Annotated in this window: 13 protein-coding genes; 7 read left to right on the forward strand and 6 right to left on the reverse strand. The window is 34.9% G+C overall.

Annotated elements, in window-relative coordinates; translation table 11 throughout:
- Positions 1-98: 98 nt before the first annotated feature.
- From ACGH6Q_RS07185 to dapB, 5 genes are all read right to left on the reverse strand, one after another.
- The gene (locus ACGH6Q_RS07185) at positions 99-3914 is read right to left on the reverse strand and encodes a translocation/assembly module TamB domain-containing protein (RefSeq protein WP_411592477.1); all 3816 of its coding nucleotides are present in this window, start codon (positions 3912-3914) and stop codon (positions 99-101) included.
- 1 nt (position 3915) lies between these two features.
- A complete protein-coding gene (locus ACGH6Q_RS07190) occupies positions 3916-5592 on the reverse strand; it encodes an autotransporter assembly complex protein TamA (RefSeq protein WP_296300700.1) in 1677 nt (558 codons plus the stop codon).
- A 56-nt stretch (positions 5593-5648) separates the two neighbouring features.
- Positions 5649-6188 carry a hypoxanthine phosphoribosyltransferase gene (gene hpt, locus ACGH6Q_RS07195; protein ID WP_034909910.1) on the reverse strand — a complete coding sequence of 180 codons (540 nt, stop codon included), beginning with the start codon at positions 6186-6188 and terminating at the stop codon, positions 5649-5651.
- 132 nt (positions 6189-6320) lie between these two features.
- On the reverse strand, positions 6321-6818 hold the full coding sequence (gene tadA, locus ACGH6Q_RS07200) for a tRNA adenosine(34) deaminase TadA (RefSeq protein WP_411592479.1): 498 nt from the start codon (positions 6816-6818) through the stop codon (positions 6321-6323).
- Between the two features lie 7 nt (positions 6819-6825).
- On the reverse strand, positions 6826-7647 hold the full coding sequence (dapB, locus tag ACGH6Q_RS07205) for a 4-hydroxy-tetrahydrodipicolinate reductase (protein WP_411592481.1): 822 nt from the start codon (positions 7645-7647) through the stop codon (positions 6826-6828).
- Between the two features lie 135 nt (positions 7648-7782).
- Between dapB and ACGH6Q_RS07210 the strand changes: the two genes are divergently transcribed.
- On the forward strand, positions 7783-8979 hold the full coding sequence (locus ACGH6Q_RS07210) for an MFS transporter (RefSeq protein ID WP_411592483.1): 1197 nt from the start codon (positions 7783-7785) through the stop codon (positions 8977-8979).
- Between the two features lie 41 nt (positions 8980-9020).
- Here the strand turns inward: ACGH6Q_RS07210 and ACGH6Q_RS07215 are convergent, their stop codons facing one another.
- Positions 9021-9632 carry an FKBP-type peptidyl-prolyl cis-trans isomerase gene (locus ACGH6Q_RS07215; protein ID WP_174798047.1) on the reverse strand — a complete coding sequence of 204 codons (612 nt, stop codon included), beginning with the start codon at positions 9630-9632 and terminating at the stop codon, positions 9021-9023.
- A gap of 206 nt (positions 9633-9838) precedes the next feature.
- Between ACGH6Q_RS07215 and bamE the strand changes: the two genes are divergently transcribed.
- From bamE to ACGH6Q_RS07245, 6 genes are all read left to right on the forward strand, one after another.
- The gene (bamE, locus tag ACGH6Q_RS07220) at positions 9839-10255 is read left to right on the forward strand and encodes an outer membrane protein assembly factor BamE (RefSeq protein ID WP_065574933.1); all 417 of its coding nucleotides are present in this window, start codon (positions 9839-9841) and stop codon (positions 10253-10255) included.
- 460 nt (positions 10256-10715) lie between these two features.
- Positions 10716-12347 carry a glutamine hydrolyzing CTP synthase gene (gene pyrG / locus ACGH6Q_RS07225; protein WP_065589161.1) on the forward strand — a complete coding sequence of 544 codons (1632 nt, stop codon included), beginning with the start codon at positions 10716-10718 and terminating at the stop codon, positions 12345-12347.
- Between the two features lie 53 nt (positions 12348-12400).
- On the forward strand, positions 12401-13702 hold the full coding sequence (gene eno, locus ACGH6Q_RS07230; protein ID WP_065589160.1) for a phosphopyruvate hydratase: 1302 nt from the start codon (positions 12401-12403) through the stop codon (positions 13700-13702).
- Between the two features lie 227 nt (positions 13703-13929).
- A complete protein-coding gene (locus ACGH6Q_RS07235; RefSeq protein WP_174798048.1) occupies positions 13930-14874 on the forward strand; it encodes a VirK/YbjX family protein in 945 nt (314 codons plus the stop codon).
- Between the two features lie 81 nt (positions 14875-14955).
- Positions 14956-15870 (forward strand): lysine exporter LysO family protein, encoded by a 915-nt coding sequence (locus tag ACGH6Q_RS07240; RefSeq protein WP_065589158.1) that lies wholly within the window; start codon positions 14956-14958, stop codon positions 15868-15870.
- A gap of 41 nt (positions 15871-15911) precedes the next feature.
- Positions 15912-16766, forward strand: a complete 855-nt coding sequence (locus ACGH6Q_RS07245; protein WP_411592486.1) for a hypothetical protein — start codon at positions 15912-15914, stop codon at positions 16764-16766.
- Positions 16767-17245: the final 479 nt, after the last annotated feature.

Genomic DNA, 17245 nt, shown 5'->3' on the forward strand with positions numbered 1-17245 from the left:
AAGCGTCAGTTAGCACGTTTTAGGCTAGGCTGGTGTTAGCCTTTTACCCTATTGAGATTCTGCATAAGATAATGGGCATAGAGTCCTTTGGGGTAATGTTAAAAATCGAATTGATAAATCAGATCCAATGTTTGAGCTAAACTTGATGTTGCATCTAAATAGAGACTAGGCATTAGGCGATAACGTAAAGTAAAAGTGGCCAATGAATCAAATATACCTACACCATATTTAAGTTGTAAATTAGGTAATATGTAGCCACTAACCACAACTTTAGAGTTATTACCGGCACCTTGCGTATCAAGTGTTAGATTTTTAATACCAAATACATTACCAATATCGCCAATATATTTACCTGTTTTCGCTGTGCCAATACCAACCAGCAAAGCTGTCATCATATCGCTATCGCTTTGTTCTGTACTATCGAGTCCTTGTCCTCGGATTAAGTAGGAGAGTGCTTCTTGCTGTGACATGGCGGGATCTGAAAATACTTCAATTTTTGGCGATTCAGAAGATCCTGTAACACGGATTCCAGCCATAATATTACTATTTTCCATTGCTTCTGGATTACGAATTGCTTCTATATCGAGTGTAGCTTGATCAGCCGATCCTGAAAAAGTAATGATGCCTTTATGAATAATTAAATCTTGCCCATAAGCATGGAATCGACCTGTTGGAATCAAAACTTCACCATGCAAATCAAGTCCTTTATTGGTTTGTGCCGCAATTAAACTACCCTTAAGCGAAGCCTTTAGTCCAAAAGCATCGACAATAACGTTATCACCAATATCAATTTCAAGATGACTATTGATCTTAATGCCAAATTCCTGAGGCCTAATAGGTTTCCGATTTATATCGAGCATTACTTCATCTGGTGAGACATCAACACTTGATGCTGGTAGTGATTCAACTGTTATTTTTCCTTTTGGAATGCTAACTTTACCTAATAACGTTAATTCATCTTGTGTTACATTGATTTTAATATCTGGAACAATTGACATAACAATCATTGGTGGCACAGTAACTTCCATGGCAGCGCCATTAACAGCTAACGAGGCTTGCCATTTATCTATAGTATTCCAGCTGGCATTACCATTAATATTAACATTGCCAGCTTGAGTTGTTAAAACACCTTTTAATGTGGATGATTTACCATTGAAATTGAGGTCAAATTTAGCTGATTTAATATCAATTGGTAATTGGCTAGATTTGATTTCGCTATTTTGTAAGTTAATATTTCCTGTTAGCAATGGCTCATTTAATGAGCCAGAAAATTTAACGTTACCATTAATAGCCCCTTTAGCATAGTCTTTGCTATCTAATAATGGGTTAATAATTGCTAAAGCTAAGTGATCGATACTTAATTGACCACTTAATTTTTTTTGTTCAATTGGATCAGTAATAACAAGATTACCGTTTATTTTTCCTAATTTATTCAGACCAAATTTCCAATCCAATTTAGCCTGTTGTTCATTAAATTCAGCATCTATTTTGAAAACATCAAAAGGCAATAGTAACGATTGGGAGGTAACCATTTGTTGAATATAAACATCATAACTTGTTAAATTTGCTTTTATTAATGGTATTGTATTGTCATTATTAAATTGAATAGTTATTTTTCCATTTACATTACCAGTAAGTTTGGTTTCACCGTCATTTGGTATTGGTAGCCTAGATAGATTAATGTTTTTTAAGGTGATACTTGTATCGGTATTTTTAGCTAACAAAAATTGCTTATCAAGGCAAATGCTTGACTTTCCATTAATCCAGCAATGAGCATTAATTGCTGGGATTTGATTATTAACATCATAAGATAAGTCAACAGATTTAGCTAATTGCCAACTGTTATTTTTGTTTAAATTGAGTAGCGCACCTGAAATGGTTCCGTTCCACTTTGTGCGTTCTTTATCAAGTTTTCCTGTTAACGATGTTTTTAGTGATGCAGGTTCACCATCAATATTAACGGTTAATATATGTTGGCTTTCACTACCAGATAGATCAACATTTAGTTTTTTTATGGTTTGATTTGAAAGTTCTATTGATTGTCCTGTGAGTTTAATGTTGCCACTGATCTGTTCTTTATACTCAACTTTACCTATAAGATTAGCTTTGGCTATTTTGATGGTGTTAAAAGATAGCGAGTTAATAGCTAAACTAGTATCTATAATTGCATTATCATGTGTGCGATTAAATTTTATATTACCCACAATTGAACCTTGCATATCATCAACTATTAACGATAATGATCCGAGATTTAGCTTCGCCAGTAAGTTGCCTTTTTCAGCTGAACCATTTAAATCGATCTGATTTTTACCCCAATTGATTGCAAAATTATTTGCAGTGGCTAAGTTTTCAGAATCAACATATACGTTACCAGATGCTAAAAAATTAGCATGGTTAATATTACCTTTTAGTTGTAGATTGGAAAAATCAAACGCCCATTTATCTTTGTCTAGTACGCCTGTAGTTTTAAATTGACCATTTAATCGAATCGGATAGTTAGGTAGTCCTTTGTACATATCAACATTATTTAGTTTTATGTTGACATTCCATTGTAATGCTTGTGGCCAACTTATATTTCCATCTATATTAATTTCACCTTGAGGTAATTTAATGATTCCATGATCAATGCTTGCCTCTTGATTAGTTCCTTTGCCAGCAATATCAAACGAAGTATTAATTAATTCTTTCCCTTGAATAATACCTTTGGCCGACATTTGAAACTGCTGTACATTACCGTTTATTGATGTGGAAAAATCATTTAATTGATATTGTGCTTGCCCTTCAATTGGCCATTGAATATGCTTACCTTCAATTTGAGTGATTATAGGTAAGTATTTTTCAATAAAATTGATGTGTCCACTCATCACCATTTGATTCGAACCATCAAGGTTTATATTGGTTAATAACTCACCAAGCAATTTACCAGAAAACTGTGCTTCCAATCGGTTTTGTTCAGTATCTGCTTTTATTAAAGCTAATATAGGCCAGTTATCGTGTAATGTGATTTCGCCTGAAAGTGAAACATGTCCGCTAGCATAGGGAATTATAGCATCTGTATCTAATTGTTTTATAATAATACGGCTATTAACAATATTGGTTTGAATTGTAACGTTATCAAATAGGTAATCATGCCCCCCCATATGTAATAGCCAGTTTGTCCCTCTTAAACTAGTTACATTAATATCTAATGGAATATTAACTTGAGGCAATGATTCAATCAGTGGTTGATTAAAAAGTTGGGCGATTTTTTCATTAAGTGCGATATCTGTATCGGACGTTTTTACTGGTACATTTGCTGCTTTATTATCTGTAAAAATAGCATTCAACTCTGTAGCAACAGCAGGATAAACATGAATCTGATTATTAACCCATGTGGCTTTACCCGTGAAGTCAGACATTCCAAATTGCATATCATCAACAGTGACTTTTACATTAGTAAGGTGTGTGCTGTTAAGCTCTATAGGTAATGGAGTTTTGAGAACAAAATGTTGCTCTGCGGTGGTAGTATCAATAGTAGTTTCACTTGGTGAACTTTCGATTTCTTTAGTGTTAATTGAAACATTTACACCATTGGCATTGAATTGATTGATGCAGACTTCAGTCTTTAATAAACAAAGTCCTGTGAGTGAAAATGCAGCATCATTAACTTGAACATTAATACCCGGTAATTCAAGCGAAAGTCCTTGTATATGCAAATCATGAAAGGTGCCTTCAACTTGAGTTATTTTTAACTCAGGTAGAAATTTATTTAAAACATAGGTGGTTAGTTTTACACCAAGACTGGTGTATATAAACAAAATAACAAAAACAATTAGAAAGGCGATAACAGATAAAATGGCGATGCTTCGCTTTTTCCATTTACGTATCCGCTTTAATTTTTTTACTTTTTTAATTCTAGCTGAATATTTAGTCATATTATAATTCGCTTCCTAGGCCAATGTATAGGTGAATTGAACCCGTATCTTTGTTAAGTGGTGTTGCTAAATCGACCTTTATTGGCCCAACCGGAGAAGCCCAACGAATGCCAAAACCAGTTCCTGTATAAAATTTAGTTTTATCAACTTTATCTATAGCTTCACCTGTATCTACAAATGCAGCTCCCCACCATGATCCAGATAAATTATATTGATATTCAAGTGAACCAGTGATGAGTTTAGAAGCTCCTTTTAATTTACCTTTTTTATCCTTAGGCGAAATAGACTGATAACTGTAACCTCGAATACTGCGTTCACCACCAGCAAAAAATCTAAATGATGGTGGAACACGGTCAAAATTGCTCGCTTGTATAATGCCAAAATTGCCACGAGCTATAAATCGATGCGATTTTTTTAAGGAGCGAATCCAAGTTTGTTGTGCTTGAAATCGCACTAGATTAATATCTGAACCTAATACTTCTCCAGCTGATTCAACAGAATAACGTTGTGAATCGCCCCACATTGCTAATAAATTACCATCAGAACGGATTCTTGATATGCTAAGCGATGGGTAATACAAGAATGTTTTAAAACTTGAATCACCTTGGGTAAAGTCATCATTTAACACATTTAACCCTAATGCAGTTTGCCATCCATAAAAATTATCCCAATTACGTAAAGCCCCGAACGTATAAGAACGTGAGTAGGTATCATTATTATCTATCTTTTTATAACCACCTTGGATAGTGTAATATTGCTCTAAAGGTGATTTTTTTAAAGGGATTTTGTAACTCATGGTCACCAATTGTTCTGGCGAAGATAGTGATAAGTTACTTTGAAAACTTTGCCCTCGACTATTGATCCAAGGTTTATTCCAACCAATCTTACCATGCACGCCGTTATCTGTTGAAAAGCCCAACCCTAAGTCCATATTATTTTTTTTTCGGGGTGAGGTTTCTACATCAATGGGAAGAACTCTATCTTCGGTTAGATGAGGAAAATCTGGGACAACAACCACTGAATTAAACCAGTTTGTAGAAGTAAGGCGTCTATTTAATAATGATAATTGTTCAGCTGTATATTCCTCACCGTCTTTAAATGGCACAATATTAGCTAAATAGTCATCACGAATTTTGGCATTATGAAAAGTAACTTTACCAAATCGATATCGCCTACCTGTTGTATAATCAATATTCCAAAAGGCTTGATGATCAGACATAGATACAGCTAATTGATGTTTAGGCATATTGGCATCAAAGTAACCTTTTTTTAGTGATAAATTTTGCAGGCTTTTCTTAAATGATTCATAAATACCATGATTTAACACATCGCCAATTTTTGGTAAGTTGTTTTTAAGTAAATATTGAAAATCAGGATCTTGTTTCCCCTCACCAGTAATATTAATATTAAGCTGCTCAACTAATACGGGTTCGCCAGGTGAAACGTTAACAACAAGAGCTTTTGGGTTTTGTGCGTTATATTCAAAGCTAGGAGAGTAGTAACCCAATGCACGTAATGCTTTTTTTGCTTCGCTTTCAAAATAACGCTTAAAATTTGGAGTATCACTAACTTTGTCAGGTGTAATTAATGAAGTTCGTGCCTCAACATTATCTGCAAGATCGCCTTTTAATCCCTTAATGGATAACTTCATGTCAGCATAACTTGTCGTAGCTGTCATAACTAAAAGTAAACCTAATGAACAGGAGAATCGAGACACATATACCTCGTATAATATTAAGATTCAAGTAAAGTTACATGACCGATAAAAGGTAAGTGACGGTAGTGCTGAGCATAGTCAATACCATAACCCACAACAAATTCATCAGGAATTGAAAATCCGATATATTTAACTGGAACGTTTACTTCACGGCGAGAGGGTTTGTCTAATAGCGTACAAATTTCAATACTGCGTGGATGGCGCAATTCTAAAATAGCCATGACTTTGCTAAGAGTATTACCTGTATCTATAATATCTTCGATAATTAATACATCTTTATCACGGATATCTTCATCTAAGTCTTTTAAGATTTTAACGTCACGGTTACTAATAACAGCATTACCATAGCTTGATGCTGTCATAAAATCAACCTCGTGCCCGACAGTAATTGCTCGACTCAAATCGGCCATAAAAATAAAAGAGCCACGTAAAAGTCCAACTAAAATAAGTTCATTTTGGCTATTTTTATAGTCTTGACTTATTTGTTGGCCTAGCTCAATTACACGTTTTTGGATATCATCAGTAGATATCATCATTTCTAATGTGTGTTTTTTCATTAATAATGCTCAAATTAAATTTTTAAAAAATTAAATGAGATTCTAGCAATTTTCCTATATAAAAAGAATAAGCGATCCCATTTTTTATTAAACTAACATAGTAACAGATTTTCGTATTTTATACTCAAACACCTAGTTACCTGAAACTTTTTGACAACAATTTTTAGCCACTTTTTTTTGTAAACGCCGTTTTTTAAAAAAATCACTCAAAATAGTACTACATTCGTTAGTTAACACTCCACCTGTCACTTCTGCATAATGGTTGATGCCTTGCTGAGCAAGAATATCAATAAAAGAACCTGCTGCACCAGTTTTGTAATCTTTTGCACCATATACTACGCGTTTAATACGACTATGTATAATGGCTCCAGCACACATAATGCAAGGCTCAAGAGTGGTATACAGAGTTGTATTAATCAATCGATAGTTATTCAAATATTTACCTGCTTGTTCAATAGCCATCATTTCAGCATGCGCAGTGGGATTATGCTTACTAATGGGTTGATTAAAACCTTCACCAATAATTTGATTATTTTCATCAACAATCACCGCGCCGACTGGGATTTCTCCAAGCAATTCGGCGCGTTTAGCAAGCACTAGTGCATGTTGCATCCAAATTTCATCTGACATTTTCAAATTACAAATTATTGAGATTTAGAACATCACGCATGTCGTATAAACCAACTGGCTGTTTGGCAAGCCAGAGCGAGGCTCGAACAGCACCATTAGCAAATGTCATGCGGCTAGATGCTTTATGACTAATTTCAACGCGCTCGCCAATATCGGCAAAGATAGCGGTATGTTCTCCTACTATGTCACCTGCTCGGATAGTTGCAAAGCCAATAGCGCCTTGTGGTCTTTCCCCTGTATGACCTTCACGACAGTAAACTGCACGATCTTTTAAGTTGCAATCAAGTGCATCTGCAATTGCTTCACCCATAGCTAATGCTGTACCAGACGGCGCATCAACCTTGTGACGGTGATGAGCTTCAATAATTTCGATATCAGTATAACCGCCCATAATTTTGGTGGCTTTTTCCAACAATTTTAGCACTAAGTTAACACCGACACTGAAGTTTGCGGCAAAGACAATGGCAATGTTTTTAGCTGCATCAGCAATAGCTTGTTTACCTGCATCATCAAAACCAGTTGTGCCAATGATTATCATTTTTTTATTTTCAACACAAAAAGCTAAGTGGGCGAGTGTACCTTCAGGTCGCGTAAAATCGATCAATACGTCAAATTGATCTTTAGCTTGTTCTAGATTATCGGTGACTTTAATGCCACAAATACCGATCCCTGCAAGCTCACCTGCATCACTACCAATTAGTGAGGAACCTGCTCGTTCAAATGCTGCTCCTAAGGTAACCCCTTTGATTTGCGAAACAGCTTGGATAAGTTGCCGTCCCATTTTGCCACCAGCACCAGTGATCGCAATACGAATCATGTTTGTTGACATATAACTTTCCTTAACTTTTTGTGAATATAGATAAATAAATATTATAGCGGAAAATAAATAACTTATACACATCGACTAAACTTAAATGCTAGAATTTTTGAACCGTTTTCTATAAAAAATAATCAGGAGTTTATTATGCGATCTCCGTGGTATTTTGGTTGGAATATTGTTATTGCGGCCTCCTTTCTAACTTTACTTTCTAGTGGATTAAGAATGAGTATGGGGGTTTTTTTTCTGCCCATTGCAAATGATCTGAATTTTAGTCGTAGCGTACTTTCTGGAATCATTGCTATAGGTATGCTTTTCTCTGGAATTGCTATGCCAATATCGGGATATTTAGTCGGTAAATATGGTACTCGTTTTGTCCTAATATTAGGTTCCATCATTATTATTATTTCTACTGTTTGGTCAGCTAACTCAAATGATTATTGGAACTTTTTTCTATCTTTTGGTGTTGCGTTATCTTTTGGTACTTCCTTTGTTGGTTCTGTCAGTTTTACGCCCATTGTGGCACGTTGGTTTATCAAGCGTAGAGGATTGGCTTTATTTATTTTATCAACAGGAAGTATGGCAGGTATTGCAGTGATGTTACCTGTTTTTGCTTTCTTCATTCCTATTTATGGATGGCAAACAACGCTAATTTCATTTGCTGTGATTTTTATGATTATCGCTTTGCCTATTGCTTTGTTTATTATGAAAGATAATCAATCGGAGATCGAAGTCTCTGGTATAGAGCCTGTTATCAATCAAAAAATAGAGCCTAGTATCAAACTTATAGATGTGTTAAAAACACGTCCATTTTGGCAACTGAGTTTTGGGCTTTTTACCTGTGGCTTCAGTATGAATTTATTAGGAACACATGGAGTCCCAATGCTTACCGATCATGGATTTGACCCTATCATTAGTTCTAATGGTATTGGTTTGATTGGTTTAGTCGCTATTTTTAGTACCTTAGTTTTGGGTTATTTATCTGATATAGTGCAACGAAAAAACATTTTAATGATGGTCTATTTAATACGAGGTTTAGGTTTTATTGCTCTTGTTTTAGCATCAACTAAATGGCAGCTTTTTACTATTGCAGCAGTGGGTGGTTTGGTTTGGGCTGGTGCTTTGTCGATGTCTGGAGCCATTACCGCAGATATTTATGGTGTAAAAATTGTGGGACTACTTTCAGGATTAACCTATTTGGGACATCAAATTGGTGCGATGATTGGTTCATGGTTAGGTGGATGGGCTTATGATCATTTACACACTCATTTAGTTGCGTTTGGTACGGCGAGTATTTTATTGTTACTGGCGGCATTTAGTGCTTATCATCTTCCTAAACGATAATCGTTCAAAACAAATGGACGCCAAGTAGCGTCCACTCTTGCTTATAAAACTTTTAGTAATTCAACATCAAAAATTAATGCACTGTATGGTGGAATTGATGCGCCAGCACCTTGAGCACCATAAGCTAATTCTTGAGGAATATATAAACGCCATTTTGAACCTTCAGGCATAAGTTGTAGCGCTTCAACCCAGCCTTTAATCACACCATTGACTGGAAACTCAGCAGGTTGTCCACGTTCAACAGAACTATCAAATACTGTGCCATCAATTAGTTGCCCTGTATAATGAACTTGCACGCGATCGGTTGCTTTCGGTAAATCGCCATCGCCTTGTTTGATGATTTCGTATTGTAAACCTGATTCAGTCGATTTAATGCCATCTTTTGTAATGTTTTCTGCTAGAAAATCTTTACCTGCTTGAGCAATTTTTTCTGCTTGTTTGGCCTTCTCTTTGGTTGCTTGTTCATGCACATGGCGTAATGCTTCATGTAATTCTTGTAAAGGTAGAGCAGGTTGATTACCCGATAATACATCTTCCATTGCTAGTTTTAATGCGTTGAGTTCTAAATTATTTAAGCCAGATTCTTTTAGTTGTTGTCCTATTTGCAAACCGATAGCATAACTTGCTTTTTGATCTATAGTTTCTAGTTTCATTTTGTACCTTTGATGTTTAAAAATAGTGTCTATTATGACAGTATTAAGTTGGTTGATACAAGAATAAAAGTCAAGTGATAATTTATGTTAGGACCTACTGATATCAGAATCATTATCTAACTGTAGAAGAATTTATTAATTTGGCTAGCACTTATGAAAAATATCAGCGATAATATATATCATTATTTTTTTATGGATAAAGTTAGATGCTGTTTCGTAAGTTTACCTCTTTTACAATTGTAGCGAGTGTTTTATTAACTGGTTGTTCGGTTGTTGATCGTTGGGTATATCGACCTGATATTAACCAAGGTAATTATGTAACACCAGATGCTATAGACCTATTACAAGTTGGTCAAAATAAAGAACAGGTTGTATTTATTATGGGGTCACCAATGTTAACTTCTGTCTTTGGTGATCGTGTTTGGTATTATGTTTTCCGTCAACAACCGCAGCATGGCGCTGTTAGTCAAAGAACCTATGTTGTCTATTTTGATGAAATGGGTATTGTAAAGGATATCAAAACTTCAGAGCTAGCAGGTTCTAAATCATTAGAAGAAATGAATAAACAAGGTATATCAGATCCAATTGATACAAAATCTGATGATGATACTCCTGAATCTTAATTAAAATATAAAATAAAAGCCTCATTTAAAAAATGAGGTTTTTATTTTGGTTTAGCTACGGCTATTGATCTTTTGTATTAATTATAAGCTTATTTATACATTTTTAGCTACATCATACAACTGCCAATGTGACCATACTAATATAAATTCTCGACAATTTATTGTGACGATTGCTATACCTAAATAATGTTTTATCTTATTTGTTGACGAGGATCATTATACTCATCTTAAATATTTAGAATTTGCTACTGTAGATTTACAATCAGGTTATTTTAATCATGAGTTGTAAACAACTCGGTATTTTCCTGCAACTTATCAGTTAAAATTAATTATTCAATTGTGGGACAAGGCAGATTCTGTTATACTGCATTCCCGTCTGATTCTTATTTGTTATATTGGTTTTTATGCTTTAAAAATCGATACAACATTGTTCTTATAAATTAATAATGGTCTGGTATTAATGGTCACGAATTATATTTTTGTTACAGGCGGTGTCGTTTCTTCCCTTGGTAAAGGCATTGCCGCAGCATCACTTGCTGCAATCTTAGAAGCCCGCAATTTAAATGTCACCATGCTCAAACTTGATCCCTATATTAATGTCGATCCGGGCACAATGAGTCCTATTCAACATGGTGAAGTGTTTGTGACTGAAGATGGTGCAGAAACCGATCTTGATTTAGGTCATTATGAACGTTTTATTCGCACTAAAATGACGCGAAAAAATAACTTCACTACAGGGCGCATTTATTCTGATGTGTTACGAAAAGAACGACGTGGTGATTATTTAGGGGCTACAGTTCAAGTTATTCCTCATATCACTAATGCAATTAAATCACGTGTAATTGATGGAGCAAAGGGGTTTGATGTCGCAATTGTTGAAATTGGTGGTACTGTTGGTGATATTGAATCACTTCCGTTTTTAGAAGCGATTCGTCAATTAGCGGTTGATGTTGGTCGTGAACACACATTATTTATGCACTTAACCTTAGTACCTTATTTGGCCTCTGCAGGTGAAGTCAAAACCAAACCTACGCAACATTCAGTAAAAGAGTTGCTATCAATTGGTATTCAACCCGATGTGTTAATTTGCCGTTCCGATCGCATTATTCCTGCTCATGAACGAGCTAAAATTGCACTATTTTGTAACGTGCCTGAACGTGCAGTGATTTCACTTAAAGATGTCGATTCTATTTATAAAATTCCGGCATTATTAAAATCACAAAACTTAGATACTTTTGTTTGTAAACGTTTCAATCTTGATTGTAAAGAGGCCGATCTTTCTCAATGGGAACAAGTCATTTATGAAGAAGCGAACCCAGTTGGTGAAGTGACTATTGGTATGGTGGGTAAATATATTGCTTTACCTGATGCCTATAAATCAGTGAATGAAGCATTAAAACACGGTGGATTAAAAAATCGTTTAACGGTGAATATCCGTTATATTGATTCAGAAGATCTTGAGTCACGTGGTACTGATTTACTAGAAGGTTTAGATGCTATCTTAATTCCTGGTGGATTTGGTTATCGTGGTGTTGAAGGCAAAATTATGGCCGCTCGCTATGCACGTGAAAACAAGATCCCGTACTTAGGTATTTGCCTTGGTTTACAAGTGGCTATGATCGAATATGCGCGTAATGTTGCGGGTATTAAAGATGCTAACTCAACCGAATTTGTTAAAGATTGTGCAAACCCAATCATTGCTTTAATCACAGAATGGAGCGATGAATCGGGCAATGTAGTACAGCGTAACGAAAACAGTGATTTAGGCGGCACAATGCGTTTAGGTTCACAAATTTGCCATTTAGAGCCAAATTCATTAGTATACGATATGTATAAAAACGAATCTATTACCGAGCGTCATCGACATCGTTATGAAGTAAATAATAATTTATTACCTGAAGTGGTTAAAGCTGGGTTAAAGGTCACCGGTCTTTCAACGGATAGAAAGTTGGTTGAGATTATCGAAATCCCAGATCATCCATGGTTTGTTGCGTGTCAGTTCCATCCAGAATTTACATCAACACCACGAGATGGACATCCACTATTTAGTAGTTTTATAAAAGCTGCCAAAGCTTATCAAGAGCAGCAATAAAAATAGTTTTAAATTAACATTTGTAATATATCTGTCATATAGAGGAAAATAACATGGCAAAAATCGTTAAAGTACATGGTCGTGAAGTGATCGACTCTCGTGGTAATCCAACAGTTGAAGCCGAAGTTCATTTAGAAGGTGGTTTTGTTGGTCTTGCAATCGTGCCATCTGGTGCGTCAACTGGCTCACGTGAAGCGTTAGAACTTCGTGATGGTGACAAATCTCGCTTTTTAGGTAAAGGCGTATTAAAAGCGGTTGAAAACGTTAACGGCCCAATTGCTAAAGCTGTAGTGGGTAAAGATGCGTTAGATCAAGCCGCTGTCGACCAAGCTATGCTTGACTTAGATGGAACTGATTTTAAATCTAATTTAGGTGCTAACTCAATTCTTGCTGTATCTTTAGCAACGGCTAAAGCAGCTGCAGCAGCTAAAGGTGTTCCTCTTTATCAGCACATAGCTGATCTTAACGGCACTCCAGGTCAATATTCAATGCCATTACCAATGATGAACATCATCAACGGTGGTGAGCACGCTGATAACAACATTGATTTACAAGAATTTATGATCCAACCAGTTGGTGCTAAAACAGTTCGTGAAGCAATCCGCATGGGTTCTGAAGTATTCCACAACTTAGCAAAAGTATTACACGCTAAAGGTATGAATACTGCAGTTGGTGATGAAGGTGGTTTTGCTCCTAATTTAGGTTCAAATGCTGAAGCATTAGCATGTATTAAAGAAGCGGTAGAAAAAGCAGGTTATGTTTTAGGTAAAGACATCACGTTAGCGATGGACTGTGCGGCTTCTGAATTCTATAACAAAGAAACTGGTAAGTATGTATTGAAAGGTGAAGGTAACAAAGAATTCACTGCTCAAGAATTTACTCATTACTTAGAAGGTTTAACTAATGAATATCCAATCGTATCAATCGAAGACGGTTTAGATGAAAGCGATTGGGAAGGTTGGGCTTACCAAACTAAAGCATTAGGTCACAAAATTCAATTAGTGGGTGATGATCTATTTGTAACTAATACTAAAATCTTTAAACAAGGTATTGAAAAAGGTATCGCTAACTCTATCTTAGTTAAAGTAAACCAAATCGGTACATTAACTGAGTCTATCGCTGCGGTTAAAATGGCGAAAGATGCGGGTTATACTGCAGTTATTTCTCACCGTAGTGGTGAAACTGAAGATTCAACAATTGCTGATTTAGCAGTAGGTTTAGCGGCTGGTCAAATTAAAACTGGTTCAATGAGCCGTTCGGACCGTGTTGCTAAATACAACCAATTAATCCGTATTGAAGAAGCTTTAGGTTCAAAAGCACCATTCAACGGTTTAAAAGAAGTTAAAGGCCAATAATTCTTTTTGATAAAAGACGTTATTGCTTAAAAAACGGTGACTAGTTCACCGTTTTTTATTTTCAAATAATTTAAACCTACTTAATGTAGGAATAGTTGCACCGATTAAGGTTGTGTTGTACTCTTAACATTTGATTTTTTTAAGGCTTATTAATAATCAAATATGTATTGATTAATTTAGTGTTCCTATAATAGATAAAATAACTAACTCAATTTAAAGTTCTACTTATGAATAATATTACGAATATGTCTCAGCCAAAAAGTAAATGGCAACTTTTTAACTGGCTTTATACTGGTAAATTACCATTAAACGAATTATGGCTTAATCCGACTTATCGTTATAAGTTTTTTTTTAGAACCTTGTTTTTAAGTCCAATCACCTTAAAATGGCTTGATAAACTAAGGCAGTACCCATTACTCGGCGATTATTTTTCGTGCCAAACAAATTTGCCATGCAAATTACAGCGTCCTTATTTAGCTTCTTGCTTGAGTCAAAAAGCCCGTTATGACGCTTTGGCGTATCACTATGATTTTTTAGCTAAACAACCTGAAAGCGTAAGCAAGGCCTTTTATAATCCGCAATTGCCTTTTGTATTGGCGGATGTAACAGTTAAAAATGAACAAAACATTCAAATAGCAGTGCAAGCCCGTAATAAATTTGCAAGAGAAGGCGAAATCAGCCTTTATTTTTATGATAGTGATGGCATCGACTTAGCCACTTTAACATTTTCAATCGTAGAATATCAAGGTAAGCCAACGCTATTTATTGCAGGATTACAAGGCACAGGACATAATGATGCGCGTACTCGTGTACAAAAAGCGACTAAAGCCTGCTATGGGTTATTCCCTAAACGTGTTGTAGTTGAAGCTGTATTAACTGTTGCTCGTTATTATCAGTTAACTCAAATTGTTGCTGTGGGCAATAAAACACATATATATAACAATTGGCGCTATAATAGCCGCCAAGAGCGCATTTTATCTGATTATGACGATTTTTGGTTAACTCTTGATAGCAAACAAGATGCCAATGGTTTATTTATATTACCAAACCAAATTAATCGAAAATCCATTGAAGAAATCGCCAGTAAAAAACGTTCAGAATATCGAAATCGTTATGCTTTATTGGATCAGCTTCAACTTAATATTGAGCAAAAATTAGCATCATTGACTTAATGATTAGCAGTAACATGTTTAAAACATAGGTTTGATCCAATTATTTAAAAATAAAAATCAGGAATAGTTAAGGAATAAAATATGTATTTTGGTATTCTTATTGCGTTAGTGCCATTGTTTATTGGTTATTTAATTAAGATTAAAAATGATAATTTGATGACCAAGATTAACCAAACATTGAGTTGGATGGTTTACCTTATTTTATTCATTATGGGATCTGAACTTGCACATTTAGATAACTTAACTACAAATTTACAAATGATTTTATGTTATACCGGTGTTCTTTTTATTTGTACATTTGGGGGTAATTTTGTTGTTTTAATTATTTTTGATTATTTTCTTTCTACCAAGGCATATAAAACAGATCAAACTTACGAATCACGTTTTAAAATGATTTTTGAGTCATTGCGTGTTTGTATTGCATTAATTGTTGGGTTTATTTGCGGATTATTTCCATTATTTATTTGGCAATATTCAGAAAGTACCACGCAAGTTGTATTGGTTTTTTTATTGTTTTTAGTCGGTATTCAATTGCGCAGTAATAATATTTCAATTAAGCACATTCTGCTCAATAAAATAGGCATAATTACAACGCTAGTAGTTACGATAAGTGCATTTTTGGGGGGCATTGTTGCGTCATTTGTTTTAGATTTGCCCGCACGAGTTGGTCTTGCTATGTCATCGGGTTTTGGTTGGTATTCGTTATCGGGTATTTTAATGACAGAAGCCCATGGTCCAGTTATTGGTAGTGCTACGTTTTTAAATGATATTCTGCGTGAATTATGCGCAATTATCTTAATCCCAACACTAATTAAACGCTACCAATTAACCACATTAGGTCTGTGTGGTGCAACATCAATGGATTTTACACTCCCCATGCTGCAAAAAGGTGGTGGGATAGCCATAGTGCCTGCGGCTATTGCGCAAGGTTTTTTATTGACACTTATAATGCCGATATTTATTACGTTATTTAACTATGGAGGGTTTGGGTTTTAGCTTAAAAAAAGCAAAGCCTACTTAAACGGAGTAAAAAGGTAATGGGAAAGTATAGTTTATTAAAAGGTAAAGTAAGACGTTTAAAAATATTGAAAGTAGATCAAGAAAAGGATCACAATAAAAAAACCGAAGACTGTGGTTTTATTGAGTCAATTTTGGGGCTATTTATTATCGAGATGATTGGTGGATTTATTCTAATAACCGCAGCTATATGTAAGTTTGTTTATGAATTCATGCTTAGTTTATTTACTTTTGGGTTACTACAAACCAAGCTATTAAAAGGCACACCATTTGTTTGTTATATCGGTAATGTCAAAGTCAAAGGTAGGCTAGAAAATGTCGCTTTTAAAAATGGTGATTACGTCGAAATGGTCGTCAAACAAATTGATAAGAACAAATATCAAGCTTATGCCGTCCGATTTCCTAAATATCATGCTTTATTTTTCCCTAAAGGAGTTGGTCTTTCGACATTGCAATTGCTGAAATATTGTATGATTGGTGTTGGATCGATAATATTATGTACCGATGGTTTTATTTTCATTAGCGTATTATTCAATCATGAGTGGGATTCTTTAGAAGTGATAGAAATTACCAAAACAAGCTGTATTGGCTTTGTTGCTTTTGTGTTCTTTTTTTTCTTCGTTTTTGGTGGGAGGTTAACTTTTATTTGTAACCGCATTTATGCCACTTTAGGTTATCCCAAACCATGGTTACACAACAGTTGGTATGAAGAATTCTTGTTTTTCAAAATGAATCGTCGTCGGGATCCTGAGCTATTTAATGATCCTCAAACGCCAGAATTTCAAAAAATTAGAAATAAAGATATACAGCCTTCAGCTAATTATTACTGTCGAACACCTATTATACCAAGTTGGGTAAATATTATGGATGAATGATAATTTATAAATTTGATGAACTAAATCTGACTGCAGGTTTAGTGAAATTTTAATTCATATAATGGTGGGCGCACACGTTTGAAGAAGTCTTAATTACCAAACGGTATAGAATCCTGAATATTTTTTACAAAAATATAATCTAAATTAGGTAAATGCTCATATTGAGTACTCAATTCACAAAAAATTATGCTGTTTGTTTCATGTTTTATATACAATGGTAGTCATGCTATTTAGACTCAAGAGATCGAGATCATTTAGTATTATATATGGTTTGATGGCTAACTATAAAATATCTAGTCAAATCAGTGATGATTATTTTCTATGATATATGCGCAATATTGCTTGTTGTTGATAAGGTGTTAATTTTGTTTTTATGTCTATTGATTACAGTATTTTCTCAAATTACTAGGGGCTGTTGATCTTTGCTGTACATAAATTACTCAACAATACATTGGCAGCCACATTAACATAAATGCCAG

Source organism: Gilliamella sp. BG2, assembly GCF_046635645.1.
GTDB lineage: Bacteria > Pseudomonadota > Gammaproteobacteria > Enterobacterales > Orbaceae > Gilliamella > Gilliamella bombi.

Coding starts and splice junctions, on each gene's coding strand:
- ACGH6Q_RS07185 (WP_411592477.1), bottom strand. CDS start 3,914: ATGACTAAATATTCAGCTAGAATTAAAAAAGTAAAAAAATTAAAGCGG.
- ACGH6Q_RS07190 (WP_296300700.1), bottom strand. CDS start 5,592: ATGACAGCTACGACAAGTTATGCTGACATGAAGTTATCCATTAAGGGA.
- hpt (WP_034909910.1), bottom strand. CDS start 6,188: ATGAAAAAACACACATTAGAAATGATGATATCTACTGATGATATCCAA.
- tadA (WP_411592479.1), bottom strand. CDS start 6,818: ATGTCAGATGAAATTTGGATGCAACATGCACTAGTGCTTGCTAAACGC.
- dapB (WP_411592481.1), bottom strand. CDS start 7,647: ATGTCAACAAACATGATTCGTATTGCGATCACTGGTGCTGGTGGCAAA.
- ACGH6Q_RS07210 (WP_411592483.1), top strand. CDS start 7,783: ATGCGATCTCCGTGGTATTTTGGTTGGAATATTGTTATTGCGGCCTCC.
- ACGH6Q_RS07215 (WP_174798047.1), bottom strand. CDS start 9,632: ATGAAACTAGAAACTATAGATCAAAAAGCAAGTTATGCTATCGGTTTG.
- bamE (WP_065574933.1), top strand. CDS start 9,839: ATGCTGTTTCGTAAGTTTACCTCTTTTACAATTGTAGCGAGTGTTTTA.
- pyrG (WP_065589161.1), top strand. CDS start 10,716: ATGGTCACGAATTATATTTTTGTTACAGGCGGTGTCGTTTCTTCCCTT.
- eno (WP_065589160.1), top strand. CDS start 12,401: ATGGCAAAAATCGTTAAAGTACATGGTCGTGAAGTGATCGACTCTCGT.
- ACGH6Q_RS07235 (WP_174798048.1), top strand. CDS start 13,930: ATGAATAATATTACGAATATGTCTCAGCCAAAAAGTAAATGGCAACTT.
- ACGH6Q_RS07240 (WP_065589158.1), top strand. CDS start 14,956: ATGTATTTTGGTATTCTTATTGCGTTAGTGCCATTGTTTATTGGTTAT.
- ACGH6Q_RS07245 (WP_411592486.1), top strand. CDS start 15,912: ATGGGAAAGTATAGTTTATTAAAAGGTAAAGTAAGACGTTTAAAAATA.